This window comes from Klebsiella sp. A-Nf5 (genome assembly GCF_002810545.1).
Lineage (GTDB): Bacteria > Pseudomonadota > Gammaproteobacteria > Enterobacterales > Enterobacteriaceae > Klebsiella > Klebsiella variicola.
Window position 1 is genome coordinate 20,092 of record NZ_PIOG01000151.1, and the last position, 24,411, is coordinate 44,502.

At 59.8% G+C, this 24,411-nt stretch carries 18 protein-coding genes and 1 pseudogene; 12 read left to right on the top strand and 7 right to left on the bottom strand.

Annotated features, from left to right (window positions below):
- Nucleotides 1–35: 35 nt before the first annotated feature.
- Both CWM53_RS15720 and CWM53_RS15725 read right to left on the bottom strand, forming a co-directional pair.
- Nucleotides 36–3,101 (bottom strand): efflux RND transporter permease subunit, encoded by a 3,066-nt coding sequence (locus tag CWM53_RS15720; protein ID WP_061155286.1) that lies wholly within the window; start codon nt 3,099–3,101, stop codon nt 36–38.
- Nucleotides 3,102–4,187: an efflux RND transporter periplasmic adaptor subunit gene (locus tag CWM53_RS15725; protein ID WP_074386499.1), complete on the bottom strand. Its 1,086-nt coding sequence runs from the start codon at nt 4,185–4,187 to the stop codon at nt 3,102–3,104. It lies immediately after the preceding gene.
- A gap of 533 nt (nt 4,188–4,720) precedes the next feature.
- Here CWM53_RS15725 and CWM53_RS15730 point away from each other — a divergent pair.
- Nucleotides 4,721–5,152, top strand: coding sequence for a universal stress protein (locus tag CWM53_RS15730; RefSeq protein ID WP_061155284.1), 432 nt, complete (start codon nt 4,721–4,723; stop codon nt 5,150–5,152).
- A gap of 51 nt (nt 5,153–5,203) precedes the next feature.
- A complete protein-coding gene (locus tag CWM53_RS15735; RefSeq protein WP_061155283.1) occupies nt 5,204–7,891 on the top strand; it encodes a cation-transporting P-type ATPase in 2,688 nt (895 codons plus the stop codon).
- A 90-nt stretch (nt 7,892–7,981) separates the two neighbouring features.
- Here the strand turns inward: CWM53_RS15735 and CWM53_RS15740 are convergent, their stop codons facing one another.
- Nucleotides 7,982–9,265, bottom strand: a complete 1,284-nt coding sequence (locus CWM53_RS15740; protein ID WP_008805725.1) for a putative acyl-CoA thioester hydrolase — start codon at nt 9,263–9,265, stop codon at nt 7,982–7,984.
- A gap of 154 nt (nt 9,266–9,419) precedes the next feature.
- Here CWM53_RS15740 and hutI point away from each other — a divergent pair, with 154 nt between their 5' ends.
- From hutI to CWM53_RS15770, 6 genes are all read left to right on the top strand, one after another.
- Nucleotides 9,420–10,739, top strand: a complete 1,320-nt coding sequence (hutI, locus tag CWM53_RS15745; RefSeq protein ID WP_165784229.1) for an imidazolonepropionase — start codon at nt 9,420–9,422, stop codon at nt 10,737–10,739.
- The gene (gene hutG, locus CWM53_RS15750; RefSeq protein ID WP_074386497.1) at nt 10,736–11,692 is read left to right on the top strand and encodes a formimidoylglutamase; all 957 of its coding nucleotides are present in this window, start codon (nt 10,736–10,738) and stop codon (nt 11,690–11,692) included. Before hutI ends, hutG begins: the two co-directional genes overlap by 4 nt.
- A 61-nt stretch (nt 11,693–11,753) precedes the next feature.
- Complete coding sequence (locus tag CWM53_RS15755) at nt 11,754–12,479, top strand: histidine utilization repressor (RefSeq protein ID WP_008805728.1); 726 nt, start codon at nt 11,754–11,756, stop codon at nt 12,477–12,479.
- A gap of 142 nt (nt 12,480–12,621) precedes the next feature.
- Nucleotides 12,622–14,310 carry a urocanate hydratase gene (hutU, locus tag CWM53_RS32000; RefSeq protein ID WP_061155279.1) on the top strand — a complete coding sequence of 563 codons (1,689 nt, stop codon included), beginning with the start codon at nt 12,622–12,624 and terminating at the stop codon, nt 14,308–14,310.
- Nucleotides 14,307–15,833, top strand: coding sequence for a histidine ammonia-lyase (gene hutH, locus CWM53_RS15765; protein ID WP_074386496.1), 1,527 nt, complete (start codon nt 14,307–14,309; stop codon nt 15,831–15,833). The genes hutU and hutH overlap by 4 nt, the downstream gene beginning before the upstream one ends.
- Nucleotides 15,834–15,931: 98 nt before the next feature.
- Nucleotides 15,932–17,314: an amino acid permease gene (locus tag CWM53_RS15770; RefSeq protein ID WP_074386495.1), complete on the top strand. Its 1,383-nt coding sequence runs from the start codon at nt 15,932–15,934 to the stop codon at nt 17,312–17,314.
- A gap of 257 nt (nt 17,315–17,571) precedes the next feature.
- Here CWM53_RS15770 and CWM53_RS15775 read toward each other — a convergent pair whose 3' ends face one another.
- Together CWM53_RS15775 and bioA are read right to left on the bottom strand one after the other, a co-directional pair.
- Nucleotides 17,572–18,048: a kinase inhibitor gene (locus CWM53_RS15775; protein ID WP_074386494.1), complete on the bottom strand. Its 477-nt coding sequence runs from the start codon at nt 18,046–18,048 to the stop codon at nt 17,572–17,574.
- A 70-nt stretch (nt 18,049–18,118) separates the two neighbouring features.
- A complete protein-coding gene (bioA, locus tag CWM53_RS15780; protein ID WP_074386617.1) occupies nt 18,119–19,408 on the bottom strand; it encodes an adenosylmethionine--8-amino-7-oxononanoate transaminase in 1,290 nt (429 codons plus the stop codon).
- Between the two features lie 85 nt (nt 19,409–19,493).
- Here bioA and bioB point away from each other — a divergent pair, with 85 nt between their 5' ends.
- Genes bioB through bioD form a run of 4 tightly spaced genes read left to right on the top strand, consistent with a single transcriptional unit; the run spans nt 19,494 to nt 23,142 of the window.
- Nucleotides 19,494–20,534 (top strand): biotin synthase BioB, encoded by a 1,041-nt coding sequence (gene bioB, locus CWM53_RS15785; RefSeq protein WP_061155277.1) that lies wholly within the window; start codon nt 19,494–19,496, stop codon nt 20,532–20,534.
- Nucleotides 20,531–21,688: an 8-amino-7-oxononanoate synthase gene (bioF, locus tag CWM53_RS15790; protein WP_074386493.1), complete on the top strand. Its 1,158-nt coding sequence runs from the start codon at nt 20,531–20,533 to the stop codon at nt 21,686–21,688. The genes bioB and bioF overlap by 4 nt, the downstream gene beginning before the upstream one ends.
- Entirely contained in the window at nt 21,672–22,427 is a 756-nt protein-coding gene (gene bioC / locus CWM53_RS15795; RefSeq protein ID WP_100729816.1) for a malonyl-ACP O-methyltransferase BioC, read from the top strand. Before bioF ends, bioC begins: the two co-directional genes overlap by 17 nt.
- Nucleotides 22,420–23,142, top strand: a complete 723-nt coding sequence (gene bioD / locus CWM53_RS15800) for a dethiobiotin synthase (protein WP_100729815.1) — start codon at nt 22,420–22,422, stop codon at nt 23,140–23,142. The genes bioC and bioD overlap by 8 nt, the downstream gene beginning before the upstream one ends.
- Here the strand turns inward: bioD and CWM53_RS15805 are convergent.
- Both CWM53_RS15805 and CWM53_RS15810 read right to left on the bottom strand, forming a co-directional pair.
- Entirely contained in the window at nt 23,084–23,806 is a 723-nt protein-coding gene (locus tag CWM53_RS15805) for an ABC transporter ATP-binding protein (RefSeq protein ID WP_074386490.1), read from the bottom strand. The genes bioD and CWM53_RS15805 overlap by 59 nt on opposite strands.
- Nucleotides 23,807–23,895: 89 nt before the next feature.
- Nucleotides 23,896–24,105: pseudogene (locus CWM53_RS15810) on the bottom strand (hypothetical protein); the annotation flags it as partial.
- Between the last annotated feature and the right edge of the window lie 306 nt (nt 24,106–24,411).

Below are 24,411 nucleotides of genomic sequence, written 5' to 3' on the forward strand. Positions count from 1 at the left end.
GCCTAATGTCTTGATAATGCTCAGACCGGTACTGTTCATCGTTGAGGCGTCATATCCTTATGGTGGAAGCAAGCGTAAATGACCGGCAGAACCAGCAGCGTCAGTACGGTGGCAAAGGCCAGTCCGAACATAATCACCACCGCCATACTCTGGAAGAAGACATCGCGCAGCAGCGGGGCAAGGCCAAGCACGGTGGTAAAGGCGGTCAGCAGGATCGGTCGCAGACGAGAGGTTGCCGCATCAATGATAGCTTGTCGTTGATCTTTCTCCTGTTTTTGTTGCTCTATCTCTTCCACCAGTACAATGCCGTTGCGGATCAGCATACCGCTGAGGCTAAGCAGGCCGATTAAGGCCATAAAGCCGAAGGGGATGCCGGTCAGCAAAAAACCGGGCGTGACGCCGATCAGCGCCAGCGGCACGGTCAGCCAGATGGCAACGGCGTTTTTCAGCGAACTGAACATCAGCACCGTAATGATAAACATCACCAGATAGCCAAGCGGCAGGGTCGTAAACAGCCCTTGCTGTGCTTCACTGGAGTTCTCCGCATCGCCGCCCCATTCGATGCGGTAGCCATGCGGCAGGGTCAGCGCGTCAATGCGCGGTTTCACCCTGGCAAGGATATCGCCCGACGTTTGGCCGCTTTGCGGGCTGGGGTCGGTCTGAACGGTAAGCACCCGGGTGCGATCGCGGCGGAGAATCAATGGATCTTCCCACTCCAGCGAGAAGCCATTGATGACGTTACTCAACGGAATATACTGCTGCCGGCTCTGGCTCCAGACCAGCACGTTATTCAGGTGGTTGGCATCCTGTCGCTCCGCTTCCGGCGGACGGACGATAACCGGCAACAGGTCGGCGCCCTCGCGATATAACCCGGCGCGACTGCCGGAGAAATTCATCTCCAGCGCGCTATCAATATCCTGTTTATCCACCCCCAGCTCACGTCCCAACGCCAGAGAGTATTGCGGGCGGATCACCTTGCTGCGGTTCTGCCAGTCGTTACGTACGCTGTCGGTCGCCGGATCCTCGGCGAGAATGTCGCCCACCTGACTGGCCAGCGCGCGCAGGGTATCCGGATCAGGACCCTTAATGCGCACTTCAATCGCGCTATCGCCGGAGGGGCCGAACATAATGCGTTTGGTGCTGGCGTTCACCTGCGGGTAGTTTCTGGCAATCCAGGCCTCTACGTGGCGGGTGACGGGGGCGATACTGCGCTGGTCATCCATCCGCACCATAATCTGTGCGTAGTTGCTGTACTGCCGCTGGCCGCTGTAGGTAAGAATAAATCGCATACTGCCCTGGCCGATGGTGGAGACGGTGGTAGCCACTCCCGGCTGGCTGGCGATCGACCGCTCAATATCGCGGGTCATCTGCTCGGTGGCGTTAATATCGGTACCGTAGGGCAGCCACAGGTCGACAAAGAAAATGGGCGTATTCGATGACGGAAAGAAATTCTGCCGGACGAAGGTGAAGCCCCAGATCGCCCCGGCTAACAGCGCGCCCATCAGCACCAGGGTCAGGGTCTTTTGCTGCAGCAGTATTTGTAGTGTTTGCTGATAGCCGCGGTAAAAGCGGCCGCGGTAGGGATCGGCTTTTTCCTCCGGCGCGGCGGCCGGCGGGGCGTTTTTAAACAACCACCACTTGATGAGCACCGGGGTGATGGTCAGGGCGGAAAACCAGCTCAGCATCAGGGAGATCAGCAGCACCTGGAACAGGGATTTGCAATACTCCCCCGTGGAGTCCTGTGAAAGGCCAATTGGCGCGAAGGCGAGGATGGCAATAACGGTGGCGCCGAGCAGCGGCAGGGCGGAGCGGCGGATCACATAATTAATCGCGCCCAGCAGCGGAGATCCTTGCTGGCGGGCGATCAGCACCCCTTCGACAATGACAATGGCATTGTCCACCAACATACTTAGGGCGATGATCAGCGCCCCGAGCGAGATTCGCTGTAACTCGATCCCCCAGATATACATAATAAGCAGGGTGCCGAGAACGTTGAGCGCCAGCGACAAAGCAATAATGATCCCGCTGCGCACCCCCATGAACACCAGCAGCACGCCGACGACGATCGCCAGGGCCATCAGGAAGTTGGTAATAAAGCCATTGACCGAGTGGGCGACCTCTGCCGCCTGATCGTAAAAAATGGCGATATCGATACCCGCTGGTTTATCGGCGGCCATCTGCTGAAGTCGGGCTTCGAGGGCATGCCCCACGTCAATGACGTTGACGCCGGGGATAAAGGAGACCCCCATGGTCACCGCCTGGCGGCCGTTGGCATGATAGATACTGGAGGGAGAGTCGGTCAGCCCGCGCGACAACGTGGCAATATCCCGCAGTCGGGTGGTGGCGCTGGCGCCATGAGGGCTGACCAGCAGATCCCCCAGCTCATCGATATTCTGAAACTCCCCGGTGGGGTGAAGGCGGATCGATTCGCTGCCAGCGCGGATCTCCCCGGCGCTGGACACCACGTTGAGCCGGGTCAGGATAGCGGCAAGCTGGTTAAGGGTAATACCGCGCGCCGCCATTTTCGCCAGCGAGATATCAACATTGATCTGCTGTGGAATCGCGCCGCCAATGGCGACTTTGCCGACGCCCGGCACCAGCACCAGCTCGCGGCGCAGCTGCTCGGCATAGCGCACCAGCTCAGGATTGGTAAAACTGTCGCCCGAAATGGCGAAGAAAAAGCCAAACACATCGCCAAAGTCGTCATTGACGAAGGAGGGGACTACTCCCGGGGGAAAAAGCCGGCTGGCGTCACCGACGCGGCGACGCAGCTCATCCCAGATTTGCGGCAGTTCGCTGGAATGGTATTGCGAAGCAATATTCACCGTAATTTGCGATAAGCCATTCGAGGAGATGGAGCTGACGTTATCCAGCGAGGGAAGCTGCTGAATCGCGTTTTCCAGCGGCAGGGTCACCTCCTCCTCCACCTGCTGGGCAGACGCGCCAGGGTAGTGGGTGACGATCACCGCCGTTTTAATGGTGAAGGCAGGATCTTCCAGACGGCCGATATTGAGCAGGGCGAACAGGCCACCCACCCCCAACAGCAAAATGGCTAACCAGACGCGGGTCGGGTTGTTAATAAACTGACGGGAAATGTCCATTTATAATCCTCGTTCACGCGTCCAGATCCGCACCGGCTGCCGGTCGTGGAGTTCGCTTACCCCCGCTGCAACCACCTGTTCGCCCGCACGGAGCCCTTCGGTGATCATCACTCCCTGCGAGGTCACTTCCCCGACCGTGACTCTGCGCTCCTCAAGGTAGAGATGCGCGTTGTCGCCTTTTACCACCCAGACGACCGGTTCATTCTTCGGCCGGTTATCGGGGTTAAACACCGCTTCCACTGGCACCACGAGGGTTTCCCGTCCGGCGCTGGCCGGTAAATTACCGAGATTGACCGTCACGGTGCCGCTGACCCCGCCGACGGTAGGGAAATCATCCGGCCGCGGCATGGTTAAAATGATCTGCCAGGTGAGGGTGCTGTTGTCGCTGCTGCCGGTATGCTCTTTGTATTCCGCGGTAAACTCGCGGCCCGGCAGGGTATTGATCCTGACGACGGGGCGGTAGGCGGTATTGCGGATATCGAGCGAGGTGAACAGATTTTCCGGAATGCTGAAGACCACATCGAGCAGGTCGGTACGCGTCAGGGTAATCACCGGCTGGCCAGCGGCGACCACCTGATGATTACGAATATGCACGCCAGCGGCAATCCCGCCGAAGGGGGCGGTGAGACTCATTTGCGCCAGCTCTTCACGAGCGATTTTTAAGGCTGCGTTGGCGGCATCGCGATTGGCGCGCTGCACGTCCATCTCCGCCTGGGAAATCGCCTGACGTCCCGCCAGGGTCTGGAAACGATCAAACTGACGCTGGGCGAGGGTCGCCGCCGTTTGTCGCTCATTGACTCGCTGCTGGGCTTCGCGGGCATTCAGACGCGCCAGCGTTTGTCCCTGGGTTAGGGTTGCGCCCTGGCGAATATCCAGTGACTCCACCTGACCACCCCGTTTAAACGACAGCTCGGTGGAGTCGCCAGACTCGATGCGGGCTGGAAACGTCCGCTGCTGGGTGTTACCCACGGCGGTAACTTGCGCCACCTTGACCATCCGGGGGGCGGCTTCGACGGACGGTGCTTTCTGATCGCAAGCGGTTGTTAATAAAATAACAACCGGGATGAGAGAAAAATAACGGTTCACAGTATTCCCCTCAGACTCATGATTTATTTTACGTTTTTATTACGCGGCGCACGCTTATTCTGCGAGGGCGGCGACAACCAGATAAGTGAATAGTCCTACCAGCGTACAGGCGACAATGGCCAGCGCGACAAACAATCCCAGACGTAACAGGCTATAACCAAACATGATTTTCTCCCTTAACTCCCACCCGAACCGCGAATGTCATTTCGTCCGGCACGACGTGTGACCGTCGGACATTCGGTGCGGCACTCCTGCTTGTAATCAGCATAGTCGGAGAAAACATGAAGTGTTAAAAAAGAGAATACCGCGTTGCTGTTGGCGTCAAGGGGGTAAGGGCAGGAGATCTGCAGGCATTCGCGGGTTTTTATAATATTTTTCAGTCTATTAATGGCTCATTTTCTAATGTTAATTTTCCTGTGCTACGTTTAATAACATCTATTCCGTTTTCCGCTTCTGTTGTTGAGATTTGCTTCCTCCCCAAGAATGGGGCTATTCATCACTACGCATTGTATTGGTAATAAAAGGATTATCTCATGTATAAAAATATCGTTGTTCCCGTTGACGTGTTTGATGCAGGCCTGGCCGACAAAGCCCTCTCTCATGCGAAATTCCTCGCCCAGCACTCTGCCGGGCAAATACATCTTGTCCATGTTATTCCGGCATTTTCACCGGTATTAACGCGAGGATTTATCTCTGATGCACGAAAGATGGAGGAACATCTGATTTCTACCGCTAAGGAAAAACTCAGCGATCTGGTAAAGAAAAATGGCCTTGCGGAAGACGCCAGCCATCTGTATGTGCGCAGTGGCAATATTCGCGATCAAGTGATCGCCCTGGCTGATGAGTTGAAAGCGGACGTGGTGATTGTCGGTTCGCGTAATCCGGGGATCCAGACTCATCTTCTGGGCTCTGAAGCGGCAAACATCGTGCGCTACGCCCATGTACCGGTTTTCGTTGTGCGCTGATGACGGCGGGATGTCGTCCTGACTTCCGCTTCAGAAATCGAGGGAGAGAGTATGAATACAGATAAACCGGGGGCGCCCTTCTATCAGCGCTCCGTCGAGGAGACGCTCGCCAGCGTGCAAAGTACGCCGGAGGGTATTAGCGGGACAGAAGCGGCCACACGCCTGCAGCAGTATGGCGAAAACGCCCTGCCGCAGAAGCCGGGTAAGCCAGCCTGGCTGCGTTTCATCGTGCATTTTAACGATGTGCTGATCTACGTGCTGCTGGCGGCAGCGCTGCTGAAGGCGGTGATGGGCCACTGGATCGACATGGCGGTGATCCTCGCTGTGGCGGTCGTCAATGCGCTGATCGGCTTCATTCAGGAGAGTAATGCGGAAAAATCGCTGCAGAGTATCCGCAATATGCTGTCCAGCGAAGCGGTGGTGATCCGTCAGGGTAACCATGAAACCATCCCCACCACCTCGCTGGTACCCGGCGATATTGTGGTGATCCGCGCGGGCGACCGTATCCCCGCCGATTTACGCGTGATTGAGGCGCACAACCTGCGGGTGGAAGAGGCGATCCTCACCGGGGAGTCGACGGTGGTGGAAAAAACCACTGAGCCGCTGAGCGGTGATTTACCGCTCGGCGATCGCAGCAACCTGTTGTTTTCCGGGACCACCGTCAGTTCAGGGGCGGGCAAAGGGATTGTTGTGGCCACCGGCGGCGATACCGAGCTGGGTCACATCAACCAGATGATGGCGGGCATTGAGAAACACCGCACGCCGCTGCTGGTGCAAATGGACAAGCTGGGCAAAGCCATCTTTATCCTCATTCTGGTGATGATGGCGGCGCTGTTCGTCTTTAGCCTGCTGTTCCGCGATATGCCGGTCTCCGAACTGATGCTGTCGCTGATTAGCCTCGCGGTGGCGTCAGTCCCGGAAGGCTTGCCGGCGATTATCTCGATTATTCTGTCGCTCGGTGTGCAGGCGATGGCGCGCCAGAAAGCGATTATCCGCAAGCTGCCGACGGTGGAAACCCTCGGCGCGATGACGGTTATCTGTTCGGATAAAACCGGGACCCTCACCATGAACGAAATGACGGTGAAGGCGGTGATCACCGCGGACAGCGTCTATCGGGTGGAAGGGGATAGCTACGAGCCGGTCGGTAAGATCCACGCCATTGATGACCCGACGCCGGTCGCGGTTGCACCTGGCACGCTGTTCGAGCGCTATCTGCGTACCATCGATCTGTGTAACGACAGCCAGCTTATTAAAGATGAGAGCGGGCTGTGGAAAATCACCGGTGGCCCGACCGAGGGGGCGCTGAAGGTACTGGCGGCCAAGGTCACTCTGCCGCCGCTGACCAGCGAGCTGCGCAGTAAAATTCCATTTGATTCGCAATATAAATACATGTCGACCCTCTACCGGCTGGGTGAAGAGGAGGTGGTACTGGTCACTGGCGCGCCGGATGTTCTGTTCCGCCTGTGTCAATATCAGCAGAGCGACAGCGGATTACAGCCGCTGGATCTGCCGTACTGGGAAGCCAAAATTGAAGAGTACGCGCGGGAAGGGCTACGGATGGTGGCCGCGGCCTGGAAGCCGGCTTCTGCAGGCCAGACGGAGCTGACCCATCAGGATCTGCAGCAGGGGGTAATTTTGTTAGGGGTTGCCGGGATGATGGATCCGCCGCGTCCGGAGGCCATCACGGCGATTGCCGACTGCCTGCAGGCCGGGATCCGCGTGAAGATGATCACCGGCGACCACCCGCAAACGGCAATGAGTATCGGCAAGATGCTGGGGATTGGCAATGCGGGGAATGCCATTACCGGGCGTGAGCTGGAGGTGATGGACGACGCGCAGTTGAGCGTGGCCGCGCAGCAGTTTGATATCTTCGCCCGAACCAGCCCGGAAGATAAGTTCCGTCTGGTGCAGGCCCTGCAGAGCAAGAAAGAGATTGTCGGGATGACCGGCGACGGGGTGAACGATGCCCCGGCGCTGAAGCAGGCTGACGTCGGCGTGGCGATGGGGATCAAGGGGACCGAGGTGACCAAGGAAGCCGCCGATATGGTGCTGACCGATGATAACTTCGCCACTATCGCCAGCGCGGTCCGCGAGGGGCGTCGGGTGTATGACAACCTGAAGAAAACCATTCTCTTCGTCATGCCGACCAACCTTGCGCAGGGGTTACTGATCGTGATCGCGCTGCTGGCGGGCAACGTACTGCCGCTGACGCCGGTGCTGATCCTGTGGATGAACATGGCCACCTCCGCCACGTTGTCGTTTGGTCTGGCGTTTGAAGCCGGTGAGAAAAATATTATGCGGCGGCCGCCGCGTGATCCGAAAATTCACGTCATGGACGGCTTTGCCATCTGGCGCGTGGCGTTTGTGGGATCGATGATTGCGGTCAGCGCATTTATTCTCGAAGCCTGGCTGCAGCCGCGCGGCTATTCGCCGGAGTTTATCCGTACCGTGCTGTTGCAGACCCTGGTCACCGCCCAGTGGTTCTATATGCTGAACTGCCGCGTGTCGGATGGTTTCTCGTTGACGAAAAGTCTGCTGGCCAACAAAGGGATCTGGATTGTCAGCGGCGTGCTGCTGGTGCTGCAGCTGCTGATTATCTATGCGCCGTTTATGCAGATGCTGTTCGGTACCACCGGGCTGCCGTTCCGCTACTGGGTGATCACCTTCATCATCGGCTTCGCGATGTTCCTGATCGTTGAACTGGAAAAACCGCTGACCCGCAAATGGCGAACCGCCTGATGGCGTGACGTGCAGTACGCAAAAGAGAACATGCAAAAGAGAAGAGGGGGCATCGCCCCCTCTTTTATGATGGTTTTCGGTTATTGCGCGTTACTGTTTCGGCTCGGCGACCACAGTGCTTCCCACGCCGCGGTTGTTATATTCCCACATGCGATTAACGCTATTGTCGTTGAGGTTGCGCTGCAGATTACCTTTGGCATCTACTGCGCCAACGTTACCGCTAAAGGCACGGTTTGAACCGACCGCTGCCGCCCACGGCTGGGCGATGTTAAAGCCTTCATTGATCACGCTGTCGCGGATCACGACCTGGCCGTTGCTGTTACCGTCAACGTCCAGCGCGCGGCCCAGCTGCGCGACGTTATCGCCGGACGCGGTGAAGCGGCTGTTGGTCGCCAGGAAGCCGTAGGTCACGCTCTTCAGGGTAGCCGGCGCGAAAACATAGGCTTCTTTCTGAGTACGCGAGTTCACCACGCGGAAATCGGTGTTATCAAATACCACCGCGCCGCGACCGGACACGATATCCACATCGCCTTCAATGTAGCTGTTGGTCACCAGGGTGCGGGTCTGGCGGTTATCCTGCAGACGGTTCTGCACGCCGCTGTTGGTCACAAAGAAGGTATTCTGACGGCCAAGAATATTGACCTTGTTGATCTGCACCTGATCGCCATCGGTGCGCAGGGCGACGGCCTGGTGAGTCCCGGCGTCGACGCTGTCGCCAAGGTTGTTGGCGATGGTCAGGTTCTGCAGCTGCAGGCCGTTATTCTGCGACCAGAAGACCGCGGAGCACATCACGCCGACGGTGGCCGCGGATTTATTCTGGCAGCTGTCGAACATATACCATGCCGGTTTGCCCGGCATATATTTACCGCCCGGATTGACCAGACGGCGCCAGGTGTTGCGATCCATTTCAGAATCAATGGCTTCGCTGATTTTCACGTCAATCGGTTTATCACCGGTACCATACAGGGTCAGGGCGCCAGGCGCCGCCGGTACGTAAACCGTTCCCGGGTACTCGCCAGGCATGATGGCAATAAACAGACGGCGATTTGAGTGACGGGCAATCGCCGCATCGACCGCCGCCTGGACGGTGGTATGGGTCACGCCCTGGGTTCCCGCCGGGCCAACGATAAAGTCAGGCTGCGCCGGCAGGCTGATGGCGGACGGCGTCCAGGCCGCGGCATTGGGGGTCAGCGACTGGAAATAGGCCGCCGGGGTGAAGTTTTTCGCTTCATCGGCGTTCAGAATGGGACGCGCGGTGGTGCCCGGTGCAGTCTGCGTAGAGGGCTGTTGATCGGCAGGCGTCGAGCTACAGGCGGACAGCGTCACGCCGAAGGCCAGCGCCAGCGCCAGACGGGAAACGGAATATGTGTTCATGTTGCTCCGGGCAAAATTAAGCGTAGTGAAATACCCCGGCTGAGACGCCAGGGTATAAGTCCTTTAAAACCTGCTGTTTTATACTAACTTGAACGAAACGGGAAGACGTGGACGGAAAAACTTACCGTCTTTACGCAACGCGCAGCCCTGCCGGATGGTCTTTAGTCACAAAAAAATAACATTTCCCTGCGCTATTGTTGACTTTACCGGCGTTATGAAAATAAATGTCTATACAACCCATGACAAGTTGAGCGCTATGACTGAAGCCACCCCCGAACTCGTTGTCTGGCGAAACGCGCGTCTCGCCACCCTGAACCCTGATTACTCTCAACCCTACGGTTTGCTGGAGCGCCATGCGCTGCTGGTGCGCAATGGCCGCATTGAGGCAATTGTCGCCGACGCTGACGCCCCCGGCGGGCGCAGTATCGATCTCGAAGGCCGGCTGGTTACGCCGGGTTTAATCGACTGCCATACCCACCTGATCTTTGGCGGCAGCCGGGCGCAGGAATGGGAGCAGCGGCTGAACGGCGTCTCCTATCAAACCATCAGCGCCAACGGCGGTGGGATTAATTCCACCGTGCGCGCCACGCGCGACAGCAGCGAAGCTGAACTACTGGCACTGGCGCAGCCGCGTCTGGCGCGTCTGCTGCGTGAAGGGGTGACGACCCTGGAGATCAAATCCGGCTACGGTCTCGATCTGCAAAACGAACGCAAAATGCTGCGGGTCGCCCACCAGCTGGCCGACGACAATGGCGTGGAACTGTCGGCGACGCTGCTCTCCGCCCACGCCACGCCGCCGGAATATCAAGGCGACGCCGATGGCTATATCTCACTGGTCTGCGAGACCCTATTGCCGACGCTGTGGCAGGAGGGGCTGTTTGAAAGCGTTGACGTCTTCTGTGAAAACGTTGGCTTCAGCCCGCAGCAAACCGAGCGCGTCTTTCAGGCGGCGCAGGCGCTGGGCATTCCGGTAAAAGGCCACGTTGAGCAGCTCTCGTCGCTGGGCGGCGCGCAGCTGGTGAGCCGCTATCACGGACTGTCCGCCGACCATATCGAATATCTGACGGAAGAGGGCGTGGCGGCGATGCGTGAAAGCGGCACCGTGGCGGCTCTGCTGCCCGGTGCGTTCTACTTCCTCAATGAAACCCGCAAACCGCCGGTGGAACTGCTGCGCAAGTACCAGGTGCCGATGGCGGTGGCGACCGATTTCAACCCCGGCACCAGCCCCTTCGCCAGCCTGCATCTGGCGATGAACATGGCCTGCGTCAAGTTTGGTTTAACCCCGGAAGAGGCGTGGGCCGGGGTAACGCGCCATGCCGCGCGGGCGCTGGGGCGGCAGGACAGCCACGGTCAGCTGGCGGCGGGCTTTGTGGCTAACTTTGCCATCTGGGATGCCGAGCATCCGGTCGAGATGGTGTATGAGCCGGGGCGCGCGCCGCTCTGGCAGCGCGTGGTGCGAGGAGAACTGCAATGATGCTATGGCAAGCCACGCCCGCCAGTCTCTGGCAGGGGCGTGATGATAGCGCGGAGGCGCCTAATGCGCTGCGCCTGTTCCAGACTATCGCCCGCGCGGAACGCTTCGCGCCGCAGGCGATGCCCGGCGATATCGCGCTGCTCGGCTTCGCCTGTGACGAAGGGGTCCGGCGTAACAAAGGGCGTACCGGTGCCGCGCTTGGCCCGGACACGCTGCGCCGGGCGCTGGCCAATATGGCCAGCCATCAGGGCCACGACCGCTGCGTGGATATGGGCACCATCGGCGTCGACGGCGAGCAGTTAGAAGCCGCGCATCAGGCGCTGCGCGAGGCGGTAGCCGCCTGCCAGCGTGCCGGTAAACGTACGCTGGTCCTGGGCGGCGGCCACGAGACGGCCTTCGGCCACGGCGCTGGGGTACTGGATGCCTTCCCGGGCGAAAAAGTGGGCATTATTAATCTCGATGCGCATCTGGATTTACGCTTTGCCGAATGCGCCAGCTCCGGGACGCCGTTCCGCCAGCTGGCGCTGGAGTGTGACGCGCAGCAGCGCGGTTTTCACTATACCTGCATCGGCGTCAGCCGGGCGGCCAACACTCAGGCGCTATGGGATGAAGCGGCGCGCCGCCAGGTGGCTATCGTTGAGGATCTGGCGGTGCTGTCGGCCTTCGACACTCACGTGTTGCCGGAGCTGGAGCGTAATATCGCGCAGTACGATCGTCTGTATCTGACCATCGATCTCGACGTGCTGCCGGCGCGCGAAATGCCGGCGGTGTCGGCCCCGGCGGCGCTGGGCGTGCCGCTGGCGATCCTGCTGCGCATCGTTGAGCCGTTGTGCCGCAGCGGTAAGCTGCAGGCGGTAGATTTGGTCGAGTTTAATCCGCAATTTGACATCGACGGACAGGGCGCCCGCGCGGCGGCCCGTCTGGCATGGCAAATCGCCCATTGGTGGCGCTAGCGATCCGCGCTATTATTTTCGTTTCGCCGCTCCGCTTATTACGCATAAGGAAAGCCAGGCCATGTTTGCACAACAACCTCGTTCCGCGCCCGCGCCTTTCTATGAAAAGGTGAAGCAGGCGATCAGCGAAAAAATCTACCGCGGCGAGTGGCGTCCGCACGACCGAATTCCCTCGGAAGCTGAACTGGTTGCCCAGTTCGGCTTCAGCCGGATGACCATCAACCGCGCACTGCGCGAGCTGACGGATGAAGGCCTGCTGGTCAGGCTGCAGGGGGTCGGTACCTTCGTCGCCGAGCCGAAAGGGCAGTCGGCGCTGTTTGAAGTGCGCAGCATTGCCGATGAGATCGTCTCTCGTCGCCATCAGCACCGCTGTGAAGTGCTGCTACTGGAGGAGACCGAAGCCGATCTCATTCAGGCGGAGGCGCTCACCGTCGCCGAAGGCACGCGCATCTTTCATTCACGGATGGTGCATTTCGAAAACGAGGTTCCGGTACAAATTGAAGATCGCTGCGTCAATGCTGCGGTGGTGCCGGATTATCTGTTACAAGATTACACCACCACCACGCCGCATGATTATCTGTCACTGATCGCGCCATTAACCGAAGGCGAACATATTGTCGAGGCGGTGCAGGCGACGTCAGAGGAGTGCGCGCTGCTGCGCATTCTGCCGCACGATCCCTGCCTGCTCATTCGCCGTCGCACCTGGTCGAAGACGCATATTGTCTCTCACGCTCGCCTGCTGTTCCCCGGCGCGCGCTACCGTCTGCAGGGCCATTTCAGCTCCTGATCCTTCCTCGCGTCAGCAAAACGTGATTGCTGACGCAATATAACAAAATTGTATCATTTCTGTTAAATCCTGGCTTGCGCAGAGTTGTATAGACAAGTATATGTATCTACGTACACAACGTTAATTGTCAGGAGAAACCCCGATGTCGCAAAGCAAATATCGCCAGCTGGACGTCCGTGCACCGAGAGGCACGACGCTGACCGCCAAGAGCTGGTTGACCGAAGCGCCGCTGCGTATGTTAATGAATAACCTCGATCCCGATGTCGCTGAAAACCCGCATGAGCTGGTGGTCTATGGCGGTATTGGTCGCGCTGCGCGCAACTGGGAATGCTATGACGCTATCGTGAAGGCGCTGAAAAACCTGGAAAGCGACGAGACCCTGCTGGTGCAGTCCGGTAAACCGGTCGGCGTATTTAAAACGCATGAAAACTCGCCGCGCGTGCTGATCGCTAACTCCAACCTGGTCCCGCACTGGGCCACTTGGGAACACTTCAACGAACTGGATGCCAAAGGGCTGGCGATGTACGGCCAGATGACTGCCGGCAGCTGGATCTACATCGGTAGCCAGGGCATTGTGCAGGGCACCTACGAAACCTTCGTCGAAGCCGGTCGCCAGCACTATCAGGGCAGCCTGAAAGGCCGTTGGGTATTAACCGCCGGTCTGGGCGGCATGGGTGGCGCGCAGCCGCTGGCTGCGACGCTGGCGGGCGCCTGCTCGCTGAACATCGAATGTCAGCAGAGCCGCATCGATTTCCGTCTGCGTACCCGCTACGTGGATGAACAAGCTACTTCTCTGGATGACGCCCTGGCGCGCATCAAGAAATACACCGCCGAAGGCCGCGCCATCTCTATCGCCCTGTGCGGCAACGCTGCGGATATCGTGCCAGAGCTGGTGAAACGCGGCGTGCGCCCGGATATGGTCACCGACCAGACCAGTGCCCACGACCCGCTGCATGGCTATCTGCCAAAAGGCTGGAGCTGGGAGGAGTATCAGCAGAAAGCTGAATCCGATCCGCAGGGCACCATGCTGGCGGCGAAACGCTCAATGGCCGACCACGTGCAGGCGATGCTGGCCTTCCACGAGATGGGCGTGCCGACCTTCGACTACGGCAACAACATTCGCCAGATGGCGCAGGAAGTGGGTGTCAGCAATGCCTTTGATTTCCCGGGCTTCGTGCCGGCGTATATCCGCCCGCTGTTCTGCCGCGGTATCGGCCCGTTCCGTTGGGTAGCGCTGTCCGGCGATCCGCAGGATATCTACAAAACCGACGCGAAAGTGAAAGAGATCATTCAAGATGATCAGCACCTGCACCACTGGCTGGATATGGCGCGCGAGCGCATCAGCTTCCAGGGACTGCCGGCGCGTATCTGCTGGGTAGGTCTGGAGTGGCGTCAGAAGCTCGGACTGGCGTTTAACGAAATGGTGCGCCGCGGCGAAGTTTCCGCGCCGATCGTGATTGGCCGCGATCACCTTGACTCCGGCTCCGTCGCCAGCCCGAACCGCGAAACCGAAGCCATGCGCGACGGCTCAGATGCGGTATCCGACTGGCCGCTGCTGAACGCGCTGCTTAACACCGCCAGCGGCGCGACCTGGGTGTCGCTGCATCACGGCGGCGGCGTAGGCATGGGCTTCTCGCAGCACTCCGGGATGGTTATCGTCTGTGACGGTACCGATGAAGCGGCGGCGCGTATTGCTCGCGTTCTGCGCAACGACCCGGCGACCGGTGTGATGCGTCATGCCGATGCGGGTTACGATATTGCTATTGAATGCGCAGCAGAACAGGGTCTGAATCTTCCGATGGTGGCAGCAACGCAGGGGAACGCTAAATGAAATCGTTAACGCTCATTCCGGGGAAACTGAGCCTGTCGCAGCTCCGCGAGGTTTACAGCCACCCGCTGAACATTACCCTCGACAGCAGCGCGTTTGCCGCCATTGATGAGAGCGTGGCCTGCGTCAACGCCATCCTCGCCGAAGGGCGGACCGCCTACGGTATTAACACCGGTTTTGGCCTGCTGGCCCAGACCCGTATCTCGACGGACGATCTGGAGAACCTGCAGCGTTCACTGGTGCTGTCCCATGCGGCGGGCGTTGGCGAGCCGCTGGACGACGACCTGGCGCGCCTGATTATGGTGCTGAAGATTAACAGCCTGTCTCGCGGCTTCTCCGGGATCCGCCTGAGCGTGATCCAGGCGCTGATTGGCCTGGTGAATGCCGGCGTGACGCCGTGGATCCCGGCGAAAGGTTCTGTCGGCGCCTCCGGCGACCTCGCGCCGCTGGCGCATATGTCGCTGACGCTGCTTGGCGAAGGCAAAGCGCGGGTTCGCGGTGGCGAATGGCTGCCAGCGACCGACGCGCTGCGTCAGGCGGGGCTGGAGCCGATTACCCTGGCGGCGAAAGAAGGCCTGGCGCTGCTGAACGGCACCCAGGCGTCGACGGCTTTTGCGCTGCGCGGTCTGTTCGAAGCCGAAGATTTGTTCGCCTCCGCAGTGGTGTGCGGGGCATTAACCACCGAAGCGGCGCTGGGTTCCCGTCGTCCGTTCGATTCGCGTATTCATGAGGTGCGCGGCCAGCGTGGTCAGATTGATGCGGCGGCACTGTATCGCCACCTGTTGACCGATGACAGTGCGATCTCGCGGTCGCATCATAATTGCACCAAGGTACAGGATCCGTACTCACTGCGCTGTCAGCCGCAGGTGATGGGCGCCTGCCTGACGCAGATCCGCCAGGCGGCTGAGGTATTGTTAGCCGAAGCGAACGCGGTTTCCGATAACCCGCTGGTCTTCGCGGCTGAGAATGATGTGATCTCCGGTGGCAACTTCCACGCCGAACCGGTAGCGATGGCGGCGGATAATATCGCGCTGGCGATCGCCGAAATCGGCTCGCTTTCCGAGCGTCGCATCGCGCTGATGATGGACAGCCATATGTCGCAGCTGCCGCCGTTCCTCGTAAAAAATGGTGGCGTAAACTCCGGCTTTATGATTGCTCAGGTCACGGCGGCAGCCCTGGCCAGTGAAAACAAAGCGCTCTCGCATCCGCATAGCGTTGACAGCCTTCCGACGTCCGCAAACCAGGAAGACCACGTTTCGATGGCGCCGGCTGCCGGCCGTCGGCTGTGGGCGATGGCGGAAAACACCCGCGGCGTACTGGCCGTCGAGTGGCTGGCCGCGGCGCAGGGCCTGGATATGCGCGAAGGGCTGACCACCAGTCCGCTGCTGGAAGAGGCGCGCCATCTGCTGCGCGAACGCGTATCTCACTATACGCAGGATCGTTTCTTCGCCCCTGATATTGAAAATGCCATTGCACTTTTGGCTGCACGTCACCTGACGCGTCTGCTGCCTGCCGTACTGCATTAATCACCGTTGTTCTCTGTACCCGCGTCGGGGGAAGTCATTCCCCCGGCCGACCTACATCGCATATTTGTCGTCATATAAAAAAATCAGGACACCTGTATATGCAACAACAACACAAACCGCATCTGCTGCGCGGGCTGAATGCCCGACACATTCGTTTTATCGCGCTTGGTTCCGCTATCGGCACCGGGCTGTTCTATGGCTCGGCCTCCGCGATTAAAGCGGCGGGTCCGGCGGTACTGCTGGCCTACCTGATTGGCGGCGCGGCGGTCTTTATGGTCATGCGCGCGCTGGGTGAAATGGCGGTGCGCAATCCGGTTTCCGGCTCCTTTGGCAGCTATGCGCGCCAGTATCTCGGGCCGCTGGCCGGATTTATTACCGGCTGGACCTACACCTTTGAAATGGTGATCGTGGCGCTGGCCGACGTCACCGCGTTCGGTATCTATATGGGGTTGTGGTATCCCGATGTGCCGCGCTGGATCTGGATCCTTAGCATTATCTTCTTTATTGGTGCGATGAACCTCTGCAGCGTGCGAGTGTTCGGCGAGATGGAGTTCTGGCTGTCACTGATTAAAGTGGTGGCGATTATCGCCATGATGGCGGCGGGGGCAGGCATCATCTTCTTTGGCTTTGGCCATAGTTTCCCGGCCACCGGGCTGGAAAATCTGTGGAGCCACGGCGGTTTTGCGCCTAATGGCTGGCAGGGGATCATCGCCTCGCTTGGCATCGTGATGTTTGCGTTCGGCGGCGTGGAAATTATCGGCGTCACCGCGGCGGAAGCGCAGAATCCGAAGAAGGTCATCCCGCAGGCTATCAACACTATTCCGCTGCGTATTATTCTGTTTTACGTCTGCACCCTGGCGGTGCTGATGGCGATCTTCCCGTGGAATAGTTTTGGCGAGCAGGGCAGCCCGTTTGTGCTGATCTTTGATGGCCTCGGGATCCCGGCGGCGGCCACCGTACTGAATATCATCGTGATTAGCGCCAGTATCTCGGCGATTAACAGCGATATTTTTGGCGCCGGACGTATGATGTACGGCATGTCGAAAGAGGGGCTGGCGCCGAAGTGCTTCCAGCGGATTGCCAGCAACGGCGTGCCCTGGATGACCGTGGTGGTGATGGGCGTGGCGCTGCTGGTGGCGGTGGTGCTTAACTATCTGATGCCGGAGCAAGTCTTTGTGCTGATTGCCTCGCTGGCGGCGTTTGCCACCGTCTGGGTGTGGCTGATGATCCTGCTGTCTCATTTTTCGATGCGTCGCGGTTTGTCAGCCGAAGAGCGCAGTAAGATCGAATTTCCTATTCCTTTCTGGCCGGTGGGCCCGCTGTTGACGCTGCTGTTTATGGGGCTGGTGATCGCCGTGCTGGGAATGGTGGAAGAGACGCGCGTAGCGCTGTTAGCCGGGCTGGTCTGGTTGGGGCTGCTGACGGTGGTGTGGTATGCGCGGGTGCGTAAAACCGCGCTGCAGGTGGCCACTGAACAGTAAGGTTAATCTCCCCGGTGGCGCTATGCTTACCGGGGCTACAAATGGCACGGAACGTAGTATTGTAGGACCGTAGGCCGGGCAAGGCGTCAGCCGCCGCCCGGCATAAAAGCGGCTCCGTGCCCGCGGCAATCGCCCGGCGGCGCTGCGCTTGCGTAGGTCTAAGGATATTGTAGGTCGGGTAAGCGAAGCGCCACCCGACAATATACCGGTACCGCGGGTTGCCCGGATAAGGCGCAAGCCGCTATCCGGGGGGATAATTAACTGAACAGGGCGGTGATCGAGGCGCTGGCGAGCGAATGGAAATGGACATTAAAGCCGACCATCGCGCCGCTGGCCTCGGCATCGACATCAATCTTATCGATATCCAGCGCGTGCACGGTAAAAATGTAGCGGTGGGTTTCGCCCTTCGGCGGCGCCGCGCCGCCGTAGCCTGCCTTACCAAAATCGGTGCGGGTCTGAACGGCCTCTTCCGGTAGCTCCGTCTGACCGGAGCCGGCACCCTGCGGTAGCACCCGCGTATCGGCAGGCAGGTTGGCTACCACCCAGTGCCACCAGCCGGAACCGGTCGGCGCATCCGGGTCGTAGCAGGTGACGACAAAGCTTTTGGTTCCCGCGGGCACATCATCCCACATCAGGTGCGGCGAAATATTGTCGCCATCATAGCCCATGCCGTTGAAGACGTGACGATTAGGCAGCTTACCGCCGTCCTGGAGATCGTGACTGATCAATTTCATGCTTCATCCTCATTGATAATGTGCAGATTAACAAAGAAGTGTAGCCTTCCCGGCGGCGCAAATCCGCTGTTTATTCGCTAAAAAATGTTTCGTCCTGCACGGCCAGGTTGACCGCACGGGTCAGGCGGGTCAGTTGCTCGGGCGTGATGATATACGGCGGCATCAGGTAAATCAGGCGGCCAAACGGGCGGATCCACACCCCTTGTTCAACGAAAAAGCGCTGCAGGGCGGCCATGTTGACCGGATGACGGGTTTCAATCACGCCAATTGCGCCCAGTACGCGCACGTCGGCGACCCATTCTGACTCTCGTGCCGGAGCCAGCTCGGCCTTCAGCTGGGCTTCAATCGTCGCCACCTGCTGTTGCCATTCACCGCTCTCCAGCAGGCGCAGGCTTTCGCTCGCTACCGCGCAGGCCAGCGGATTGCCCATAAAGGTGGGGCCGTGCATAAAGCAGCCAGCTTCGCCATTGCTGATGGTTTCCGCGACCTCGCGGGTGGTCAGCGCGGCGGAAAGGGTCATGGTGCCGCCGGTCAGCGCTTTACCCAGACACAGAATATCGGCGGCGATACCGGCGTGTTCGCAGGCGAACAGTTTGCCGGTGCGGCCAAAGCCGGTGGCAATCTCATCGGCGATCAGCAAAATCCCTTCCCGGTCGCACATTTTACGCACCCGCTTCAGCCACTCCGGATGGTACATCCGCATGCCGCCCGCGCCCTGGACGATGGGTTCGAGGATCACCGCGGCGATGTCGTGACGATGCGCGGCCATCAGGCGGGCAAACGGCACCATATCCAGCTCATCCCACTCGCCGTCAAAGCGGCTTTGCGGCGCAGGGGCGAACAGGTTATCCGGCAGGTAGCCCTGCCACAGGCTGTGCATTGAATTTTGCGGATCGCAGACCGACATCGCGCCAAAGGTATCGCCGTGATAGCCATTGCGGAAGGTCAGAAAACGACGGCGCGGTTGGCCTTTGGCCTGCCAGTACTGCAGCGCCATTTTCATCGCCACCTCTACCGCCACCGAACCGGAATCGGCGAGGAAAACGCACTCCAGCGACTCCGGGGTCATCGCCACCAGCTGGCGGCACAGCGCCACTGCCGACGGATGGGTGATCCCGCCAAACATCACGTGCGACATTTTGTCGACCTGCGCTTTCATCGCCGCATTGAGGCGCGGGTGATTGTAGCCGTGGATCACCGCCCACCAGGAGGACATACCGTCAACCAGCTGTTCGCCGCCGGCGAGGGACAGCTCGCAACCGTGGGCGGAAACCACCGGATAGACCGGCAGGGGGGAAGTCATAGAGGTGTAGGGGTGCCAGATGTGGCGCCGATCGAAGGCGAGATCGTCCAGTGTCATAATCGACTTGTAAACCATTTTGAAAACATTTAGGTTTACAAGTATAAACCGAACCGTAAATTAACAAAACCCTTTGGAGAGACCAATGGCTCACCGTGCACGCTGGACAATGTCGCAAGTAACGGAATTATTTAATAAACCACTCATCGATCTGTTATTTGAAGCGCAGCAAATCCATCGCCAGCATTTTGACCCGCGCCAGGTGCAGGTCAGTACCCTGCTGTCGATCAAGACCGGCGCCTGCCCGGAGGATTGTAAATATTGTCCGCAGAGCGCGCGCTATAAAACCGGCCTCGAAACTGAGCGCCTGATGGAAGTGGAGCAGGTGCTGGAGTCGGCACGCCAGGCGAAAAACGCCGGCTCGACCCGCTTCTGCATGGGCGCGGCGTGGAAGAACCCCAATGACCGCGATATGCCCTATCTGGAGCAGATGGTGAAAGGCGTGAAGGCGCTGGGACTGGAGTCGTGCATGACGCTCGGTACGCTCACCGACAGCCAGGCGCAACGTCTGGCCGGCGCAGGTCTTGATTACTACAACCACAACCTCGACACCTCGCCGGAATTTTACGGCAACATCATCACCACCCGTACCTATCAGGAGCGTCTGGATACGCTGGATAAAGTGCGCGATGCCGGGATTAAAGTGTGCTCCGGCGGCATCGTCGGGCTGGGAGAGACCGTAAACGATCGCGCCGGGCTGCTGCTGCAGTTGGCCAATCTGCCAACGCCGCCGGAAAGCGTGCCGATCAACATGCTGGTGAAGGTCAAGGGCACGCCGCTGGCGGATAACGACGATGTCGACGCCTTCGATTTCATCCGCACTATCGCTATTGCGCGCATCATGATGCCTACCTCCTACGTGCGTCTCTCCGCCGGCCGCGAGCAGATGAACGAGCAGACCCAGGCGATGTGCTTTATGGCCGGGGCGAACTCGATTTTCTACGGCTGCAAGCTGCTCACCACGCCGAACCCGGAAGAGGACAAAGACCTGCAGCTGTTCCGCAAGCTGGGGATCAACCCGCAGCAGACGGCGGTACTGGAAGGCGACAATGAGCAGCAGCAGCGCCTGGAACAGGCCTTACTCACCCCGGACACTGAGGAATACTACAACGCGGCGGCGCTATGACCTGGCAGCAACGAATCGAGCGGGCGCTGGACGAGCGGCGGCAGGCGGATGCGTTTCGCCGTCGCCTGCCGGTAAACCACGGCGCCGGACGCTGGCTGGAGCGCGAAGGGGAGCGCTGGCTCAACTTCTCCAGCAATGATTACCTGGGCCTGAGCCAGCATGCCGGCATTATCGCCGCCTGGCAGCAGGGGGCGGAACGTTATGGCGTCGGCTCCGGCGGCTCGGGCCACGTGAGCGGCTATAGCGAAGCCCATCGCGCGCTGGAAGAGGAGCTCGCCGACTGGCTGGGCTATCCGCGCGCGCTACTGTTTATCTCCGGCTTTGCCGCCAATCAGGCGCTGGTTGCCGCGCTGGCGGAAAAAGAGGATCGGATTGTCGCCGACCGCCTGAGCCACGCCTCCCTGCTGGAGGCGGCGAGCCTGAGTCCGGCGCAGTTGCGCCGTTTCGCCCACAACGATCCGCAACAGCTCGCGCAACTGCTGGCGAAACCGCTGGACGGCCTGCAGTTAGTGGTGACTGAAGGCATTTTCAGTATGGACGGCGACAGCGCGCCGCTGGCGGCCATTCACGCCGCAGCGCAGACCGCCGGGGCGTTATTGCTGGTGGATGATGCCCACGGGGTTGGGGTCGTCGGCGATGAAGGTCGCGGGAGCTGCGCGGCGCAGAACGTACGCCCCGATCTGCTGGTGGTCACCTTTGGCAAGGCGTTTGGGGTGAGCGGCGCGGCGGTACTGTGCAGCGAATCGATGGCCGATTATCTGCTGCAGTTTGCCCGTCATCTGATCTACAGCACCGCAATGCCGCCCGCCCAGGCGGTGGCGCTGAGCACTGCCCTGCGGATCATTCGCAGCGATGAGGGGCAGCAGAGGCGTGAAAGCCTGGCCGCCCGCATCCGTCAGTTCCGCGCAGGGATGGGCGATGTATCGCTGGGGCTGACCGATTCCGTCAGCGCGATCCAGCCGCTGATCGTCGGGGATAACGCCCGGGCGCTGAGCCTGGCCTGCCGTCTGCGCGAGGCCGGCTGCTGGGCAACGGCGATCCGTCCACCGACGGTGCCGGTCGGCAGCGCTCGTTTGCGCCTGACCCTGACCGCCGCCCATCAGGCTGAGGACATTAACCGTTTACTGGAGGCGCTGCATGGCCACGGTGAATAAGCAGGCGGTGGCCGCGGCGTTTGGCCGGGCGGCCAGCGGCTATACGCAACATGATGAACTGCAACGGCGCAGCGCCGATCTGCTGCTGCGCCAGCTGGCGCGCCGCGATTTTGCTCAGGTGCTGGATGCCGGCTGCGGCCCCGGCAGCATGAGCCGCTACTGGCGTGAGGCGGGCAGCGTGGTGACCGCGCTGGATCTCTCCGCCGGGATGCTGGCGGAGGCGCAGCGCCACAACGCCGCACAGCATTATCTGCAGGGCGATATCGAAGCGCTGCCGCTGCCGGATGGCTGCGTCGATCTGGCATGGAGCAACCTGGCGGTGCAGTGGTGCGACGATCTGCGCGCGGCGATCGGCGAGCTGTGCCGGGTGGTGCGGCCCGGCGGGCGGGTGGCGTTTACCACGCTGCTGGCCGACTCGCTGCCGGAGCTTAACCAGGCGTGGCGGGCGATCGACGACCGTCCACATGCCAACCGTTTTCTCAGCGAACCGGCGGTGCGGGCGGCGATGAGCGGGCTACGCGCCGAAGGCGTCGTTCATCAGATTCGCCTGCCGTTCGCCGATGCGCTGAGCGCTATGCGCTCGCTGAAGGGCATCGGCGCTACCCATTTGCACCAGGGGAGGGCATCCGCCCCCCTTGGCCGCGGCAAACTGCGCGAACTGCAGCTGGCCTGGCCGCAACAGCAGGGCGTCTGCCCACTGACGTATTATCTTTTTACAGGAGTCATTGAACGTGACTAAACGTTTTTTTGTCACCGGAACCGATACTGAAGTCGGAAAAACGGTTGCCAGCAGCGCGCTGCTGCAGGCGGCGAATCAGCTGGGTTTTAACACCGCTGGCTATAAACCGGTGGCGTCCGGCAGCGAGCTGACTGCCGCTGGGCTACGTAATGAAGACGCGCTGGCCCTGCAGCGCCATAGCCGGGTCGCGCTGCGCTACGACCAGGTGAACCCCTATACCTTCGCCGAGCCGACCTCACCGCACATCATCAGCGCCGATGAAGGCCGGCCGATCGCCGCGGCGACGCTTTCCGGTGGGCTGCGCGAGTTAGAAAGTCTCGCCGACTGGGTGTTGGTTGAAGGGGCCGGAGGGTGGTTTACGCCGCTCTCGGATACGCTGACCTTCGCTGACTGGGCGCAGCAGGAGCAACTGCCGGTGATTTTGGTGGTGGGCGTCAAGCTCGGCTGCATCAACCATGCCATGCTCACCGCCCAGGCGGTACGCCAGGCAGGGCTGCCGCTGGCGGGATGGATCGCCAATGACGTGCAGCCGCCGGGCAAACGCCATAATGAGTATCTGGCGACGCTGAAAAACCGGCTGGCCGCGCCATTCCTCGGCGAAATACCGTGGCTTGCCGATATCGCGCAGCGCGACGATCTCGGCCAGTATCTGGATCTCAGCGCGCTGGATCTGGCGTCATCCACTGCGCCAGCAGCGGTTCATCCAGCGCCATAATATCGCCCTCGGCGACATTACGCCCTCGGTGTAATACACAGAACCGATCCGCCACCCGGCGGATAAAGGGCAAGTGCTGCTCGGCGAGCAGCACCGTCAGGCCGATATCGCGATTTAACCGCAGCAGCAGCTCCGCCAGCTTTTGCAGGCAGCGCGGCCCTGTGCCGCGCGAGGGTTCGTCGAGGATCAGCAGTCGTGGCTGGACGATCAGCGCCCTGGCTAGCGCCAGCTGGTACTGATCGTCGGCGCTTAGCGAGGCGCCTTTGCGCTGCCGTAGCGCATAGAGTTCGGGAAAGTGCTCATAAATTTCACCGCCGCTGGCGCTGACCCCGGGTTTCCCGGCCGCCAGGGCAATATGCAGATTCTCTTCCACGCTGAGTTGGGAAAAGATGCGTTTATCCTGCGGCACGTAGCCGATGCCGATAGCGCTGCGCGACTGGGCGGACAGGGGGGTGAGATCGCACGGTGGGGCGCCAATGTCATGCCAGGTCATCCGACCGCTGGCCACCGGCAGATGGCCGGCAATGCAGTTGACCAGGGTGGTTTTTCCCATTCCCTCGCGTCCCAGTACGCCAATGCACTCTCCCGGGCGTAGTTCAAGATCGACATTCCACAGCGAGTGCTGGTTACCGTAAAAATGATTTACTGCCTGTAAATTCAACATGGACGTTTTCTCCTTATCCTGGCGTCAGGGCGACAGAAAGATGCTGCAAAACTCTTGCCAGGAAAAAGAACGCTCGGAAAAAAACGCGAAACGCCGACACCATCGGGCACAGTCAGCGCGGGCGCTGCACTTTTCCGGTGCCCGACGCTAAAGGGTGGTGCAAAAAGCAGCAAAAATCGAGCGGCTTTAAACGGATAGTTATCAAAAATAGTTCGATAAAAATTTTTCGCCGCACGGTTGACGGCAAAAGTCGATTTGCGCCGGGCGGCGGTGGTCATGGGCTGCAGACAGTTATCCACTATTCCTGTGGATAACCTTGTGTATTAGAGTTAGAAAACCTGCGGTAAGCTAGAGCGTACGCGGCCTGCGGCTGAATTGGCGCGAAAGGCGTCTTTTCTTTAAAGTCATTAAATATCAGCTTGTTAGATAAAATCAATGGGTGTAAGAAAAGCGTCATCTACTGCCATAAAACTTTCACCCGTCTGCTTGACAAATGTTAAAAGGTGAAATTTTTTGGGGATAACCCTACCGGCCGGAGGATTATCCCACCCGGCGCGCACTTTGTGCGCACCATGGCGGCAAAATAAGCCGTTTACTGACGCAAT

Excerpts from the sequence above, each read along its gene's own strand:
- bioA (WP_074386617.1), bottom strand. The coding sequence starts at position 19,408 with ATGACACTGGACGATCTCGCCTTCGATCGGCGCCACATCTGGCACCCC.
- hutG (WP_074386497.1), top strand. The coding sequence starts at position 10,736 with ATGATGCTATGGCAAGCCACGCCCGCCAGTCTCTGGCAGGGGCGTGAT.
- bioB (WP_061155277.1), top strand. The coding sequence starts at position 19,494 with ATGGCTCACCGTGCACGCTGGACAATGTCGCAAGTAACGGAATTATTT.
- CWM53_RS15775 (WP_074386494.1), bottom strand. The coding sequence starts at position 18,048 with ATGAAATTGATCAGTCACGATCTCCAGGACGGCGGTAAGCTGCCTAAT.
- bioC (WP_100729816.1), top strand. The coding sequence starts at position 21,672 with ATGGCCACGGTGAATAAGCAGGCGGTGGCCGCGGCGTTTGGCCGGGCG.
- CWM53_RS15755 (WP_008805728.1), top strand. The coding sequence starts at position 11,754 with ATGTTTGCACAACAACCTCGTTCCGCGCCCGCGCCTTTCTATGAAAAG.
- CWM53_RS15730 (WP_061155284.1), top strand. The coding sequence starts at position 4,721 with ATGTATAAAAATATCGTTGTTCCCGTTGACGTGTTTGATGCAGGCCTG.
- hutH (WP_074386496.1), top strand. The coding sequence starts at position 14,307 with ATGAAATCGTTAACGCTCATTCCGGGGAAACTGAGCCTGTCGCAGCTC.
- hutI (WP_165784229.1), top strand. The coding sequence starts at position 9,420 with ATGGTCTTTAGTCACAAAAAAATAACATTTCCCTGCGCTATTGTTGAC.
- CWM53_RS15770 (WP_074386495.1), top strand. The coding sequence starts at position 15,932 with ATGCAACAACAACACAAACCGCATCTGCTGCGCGGGCTGAATGCCCGA.
- CWM53_RS15740 (WP_008805725.1), bottom strand. The coding sequence starts at position 9,265 with ATGAACACATATTCCGTTTCCCGTCTGGCGCTGGCGCTGGCCTTCGGC.
- CWM53_RS15805 (WP_074386490.1), bottom strand. The coding sequence starts at position 23,806 with ATGTTGAATTTACAGGCAGTAAATCATTTTTACGGTAACCAGCACTCG.
- CWM53_RS15720 (WP_061155286.1), bottom strand. The coding sequence starts at position 3,101 with ATGGACATTTCCCGTCAGTTTATTAACAACCCGACCCGCGTCTGGTTA.
- bioF (WP_074386493.1), top strand. The coding sequence starts at position 20,531 with ATGACCTGGCAGCAACGAATCGAGCGGGCGCTGGACGAGCGGCGGCAG.
- CWM53_RS15735 (WP_061155283.1), top strand. The coding sequence starts at position 5,204 with ATGAATACAGATAAACCGGGGGCGCCCTTCTATCAGCGCTCCGTCGAG.
- hutU (WP_061155279.1), top strand. The coding sequence starts at position 12,622 with ATGTCGCAAAGCAAATATCGCCAGCTGGACGTCCGTGCACCGAGAGGC.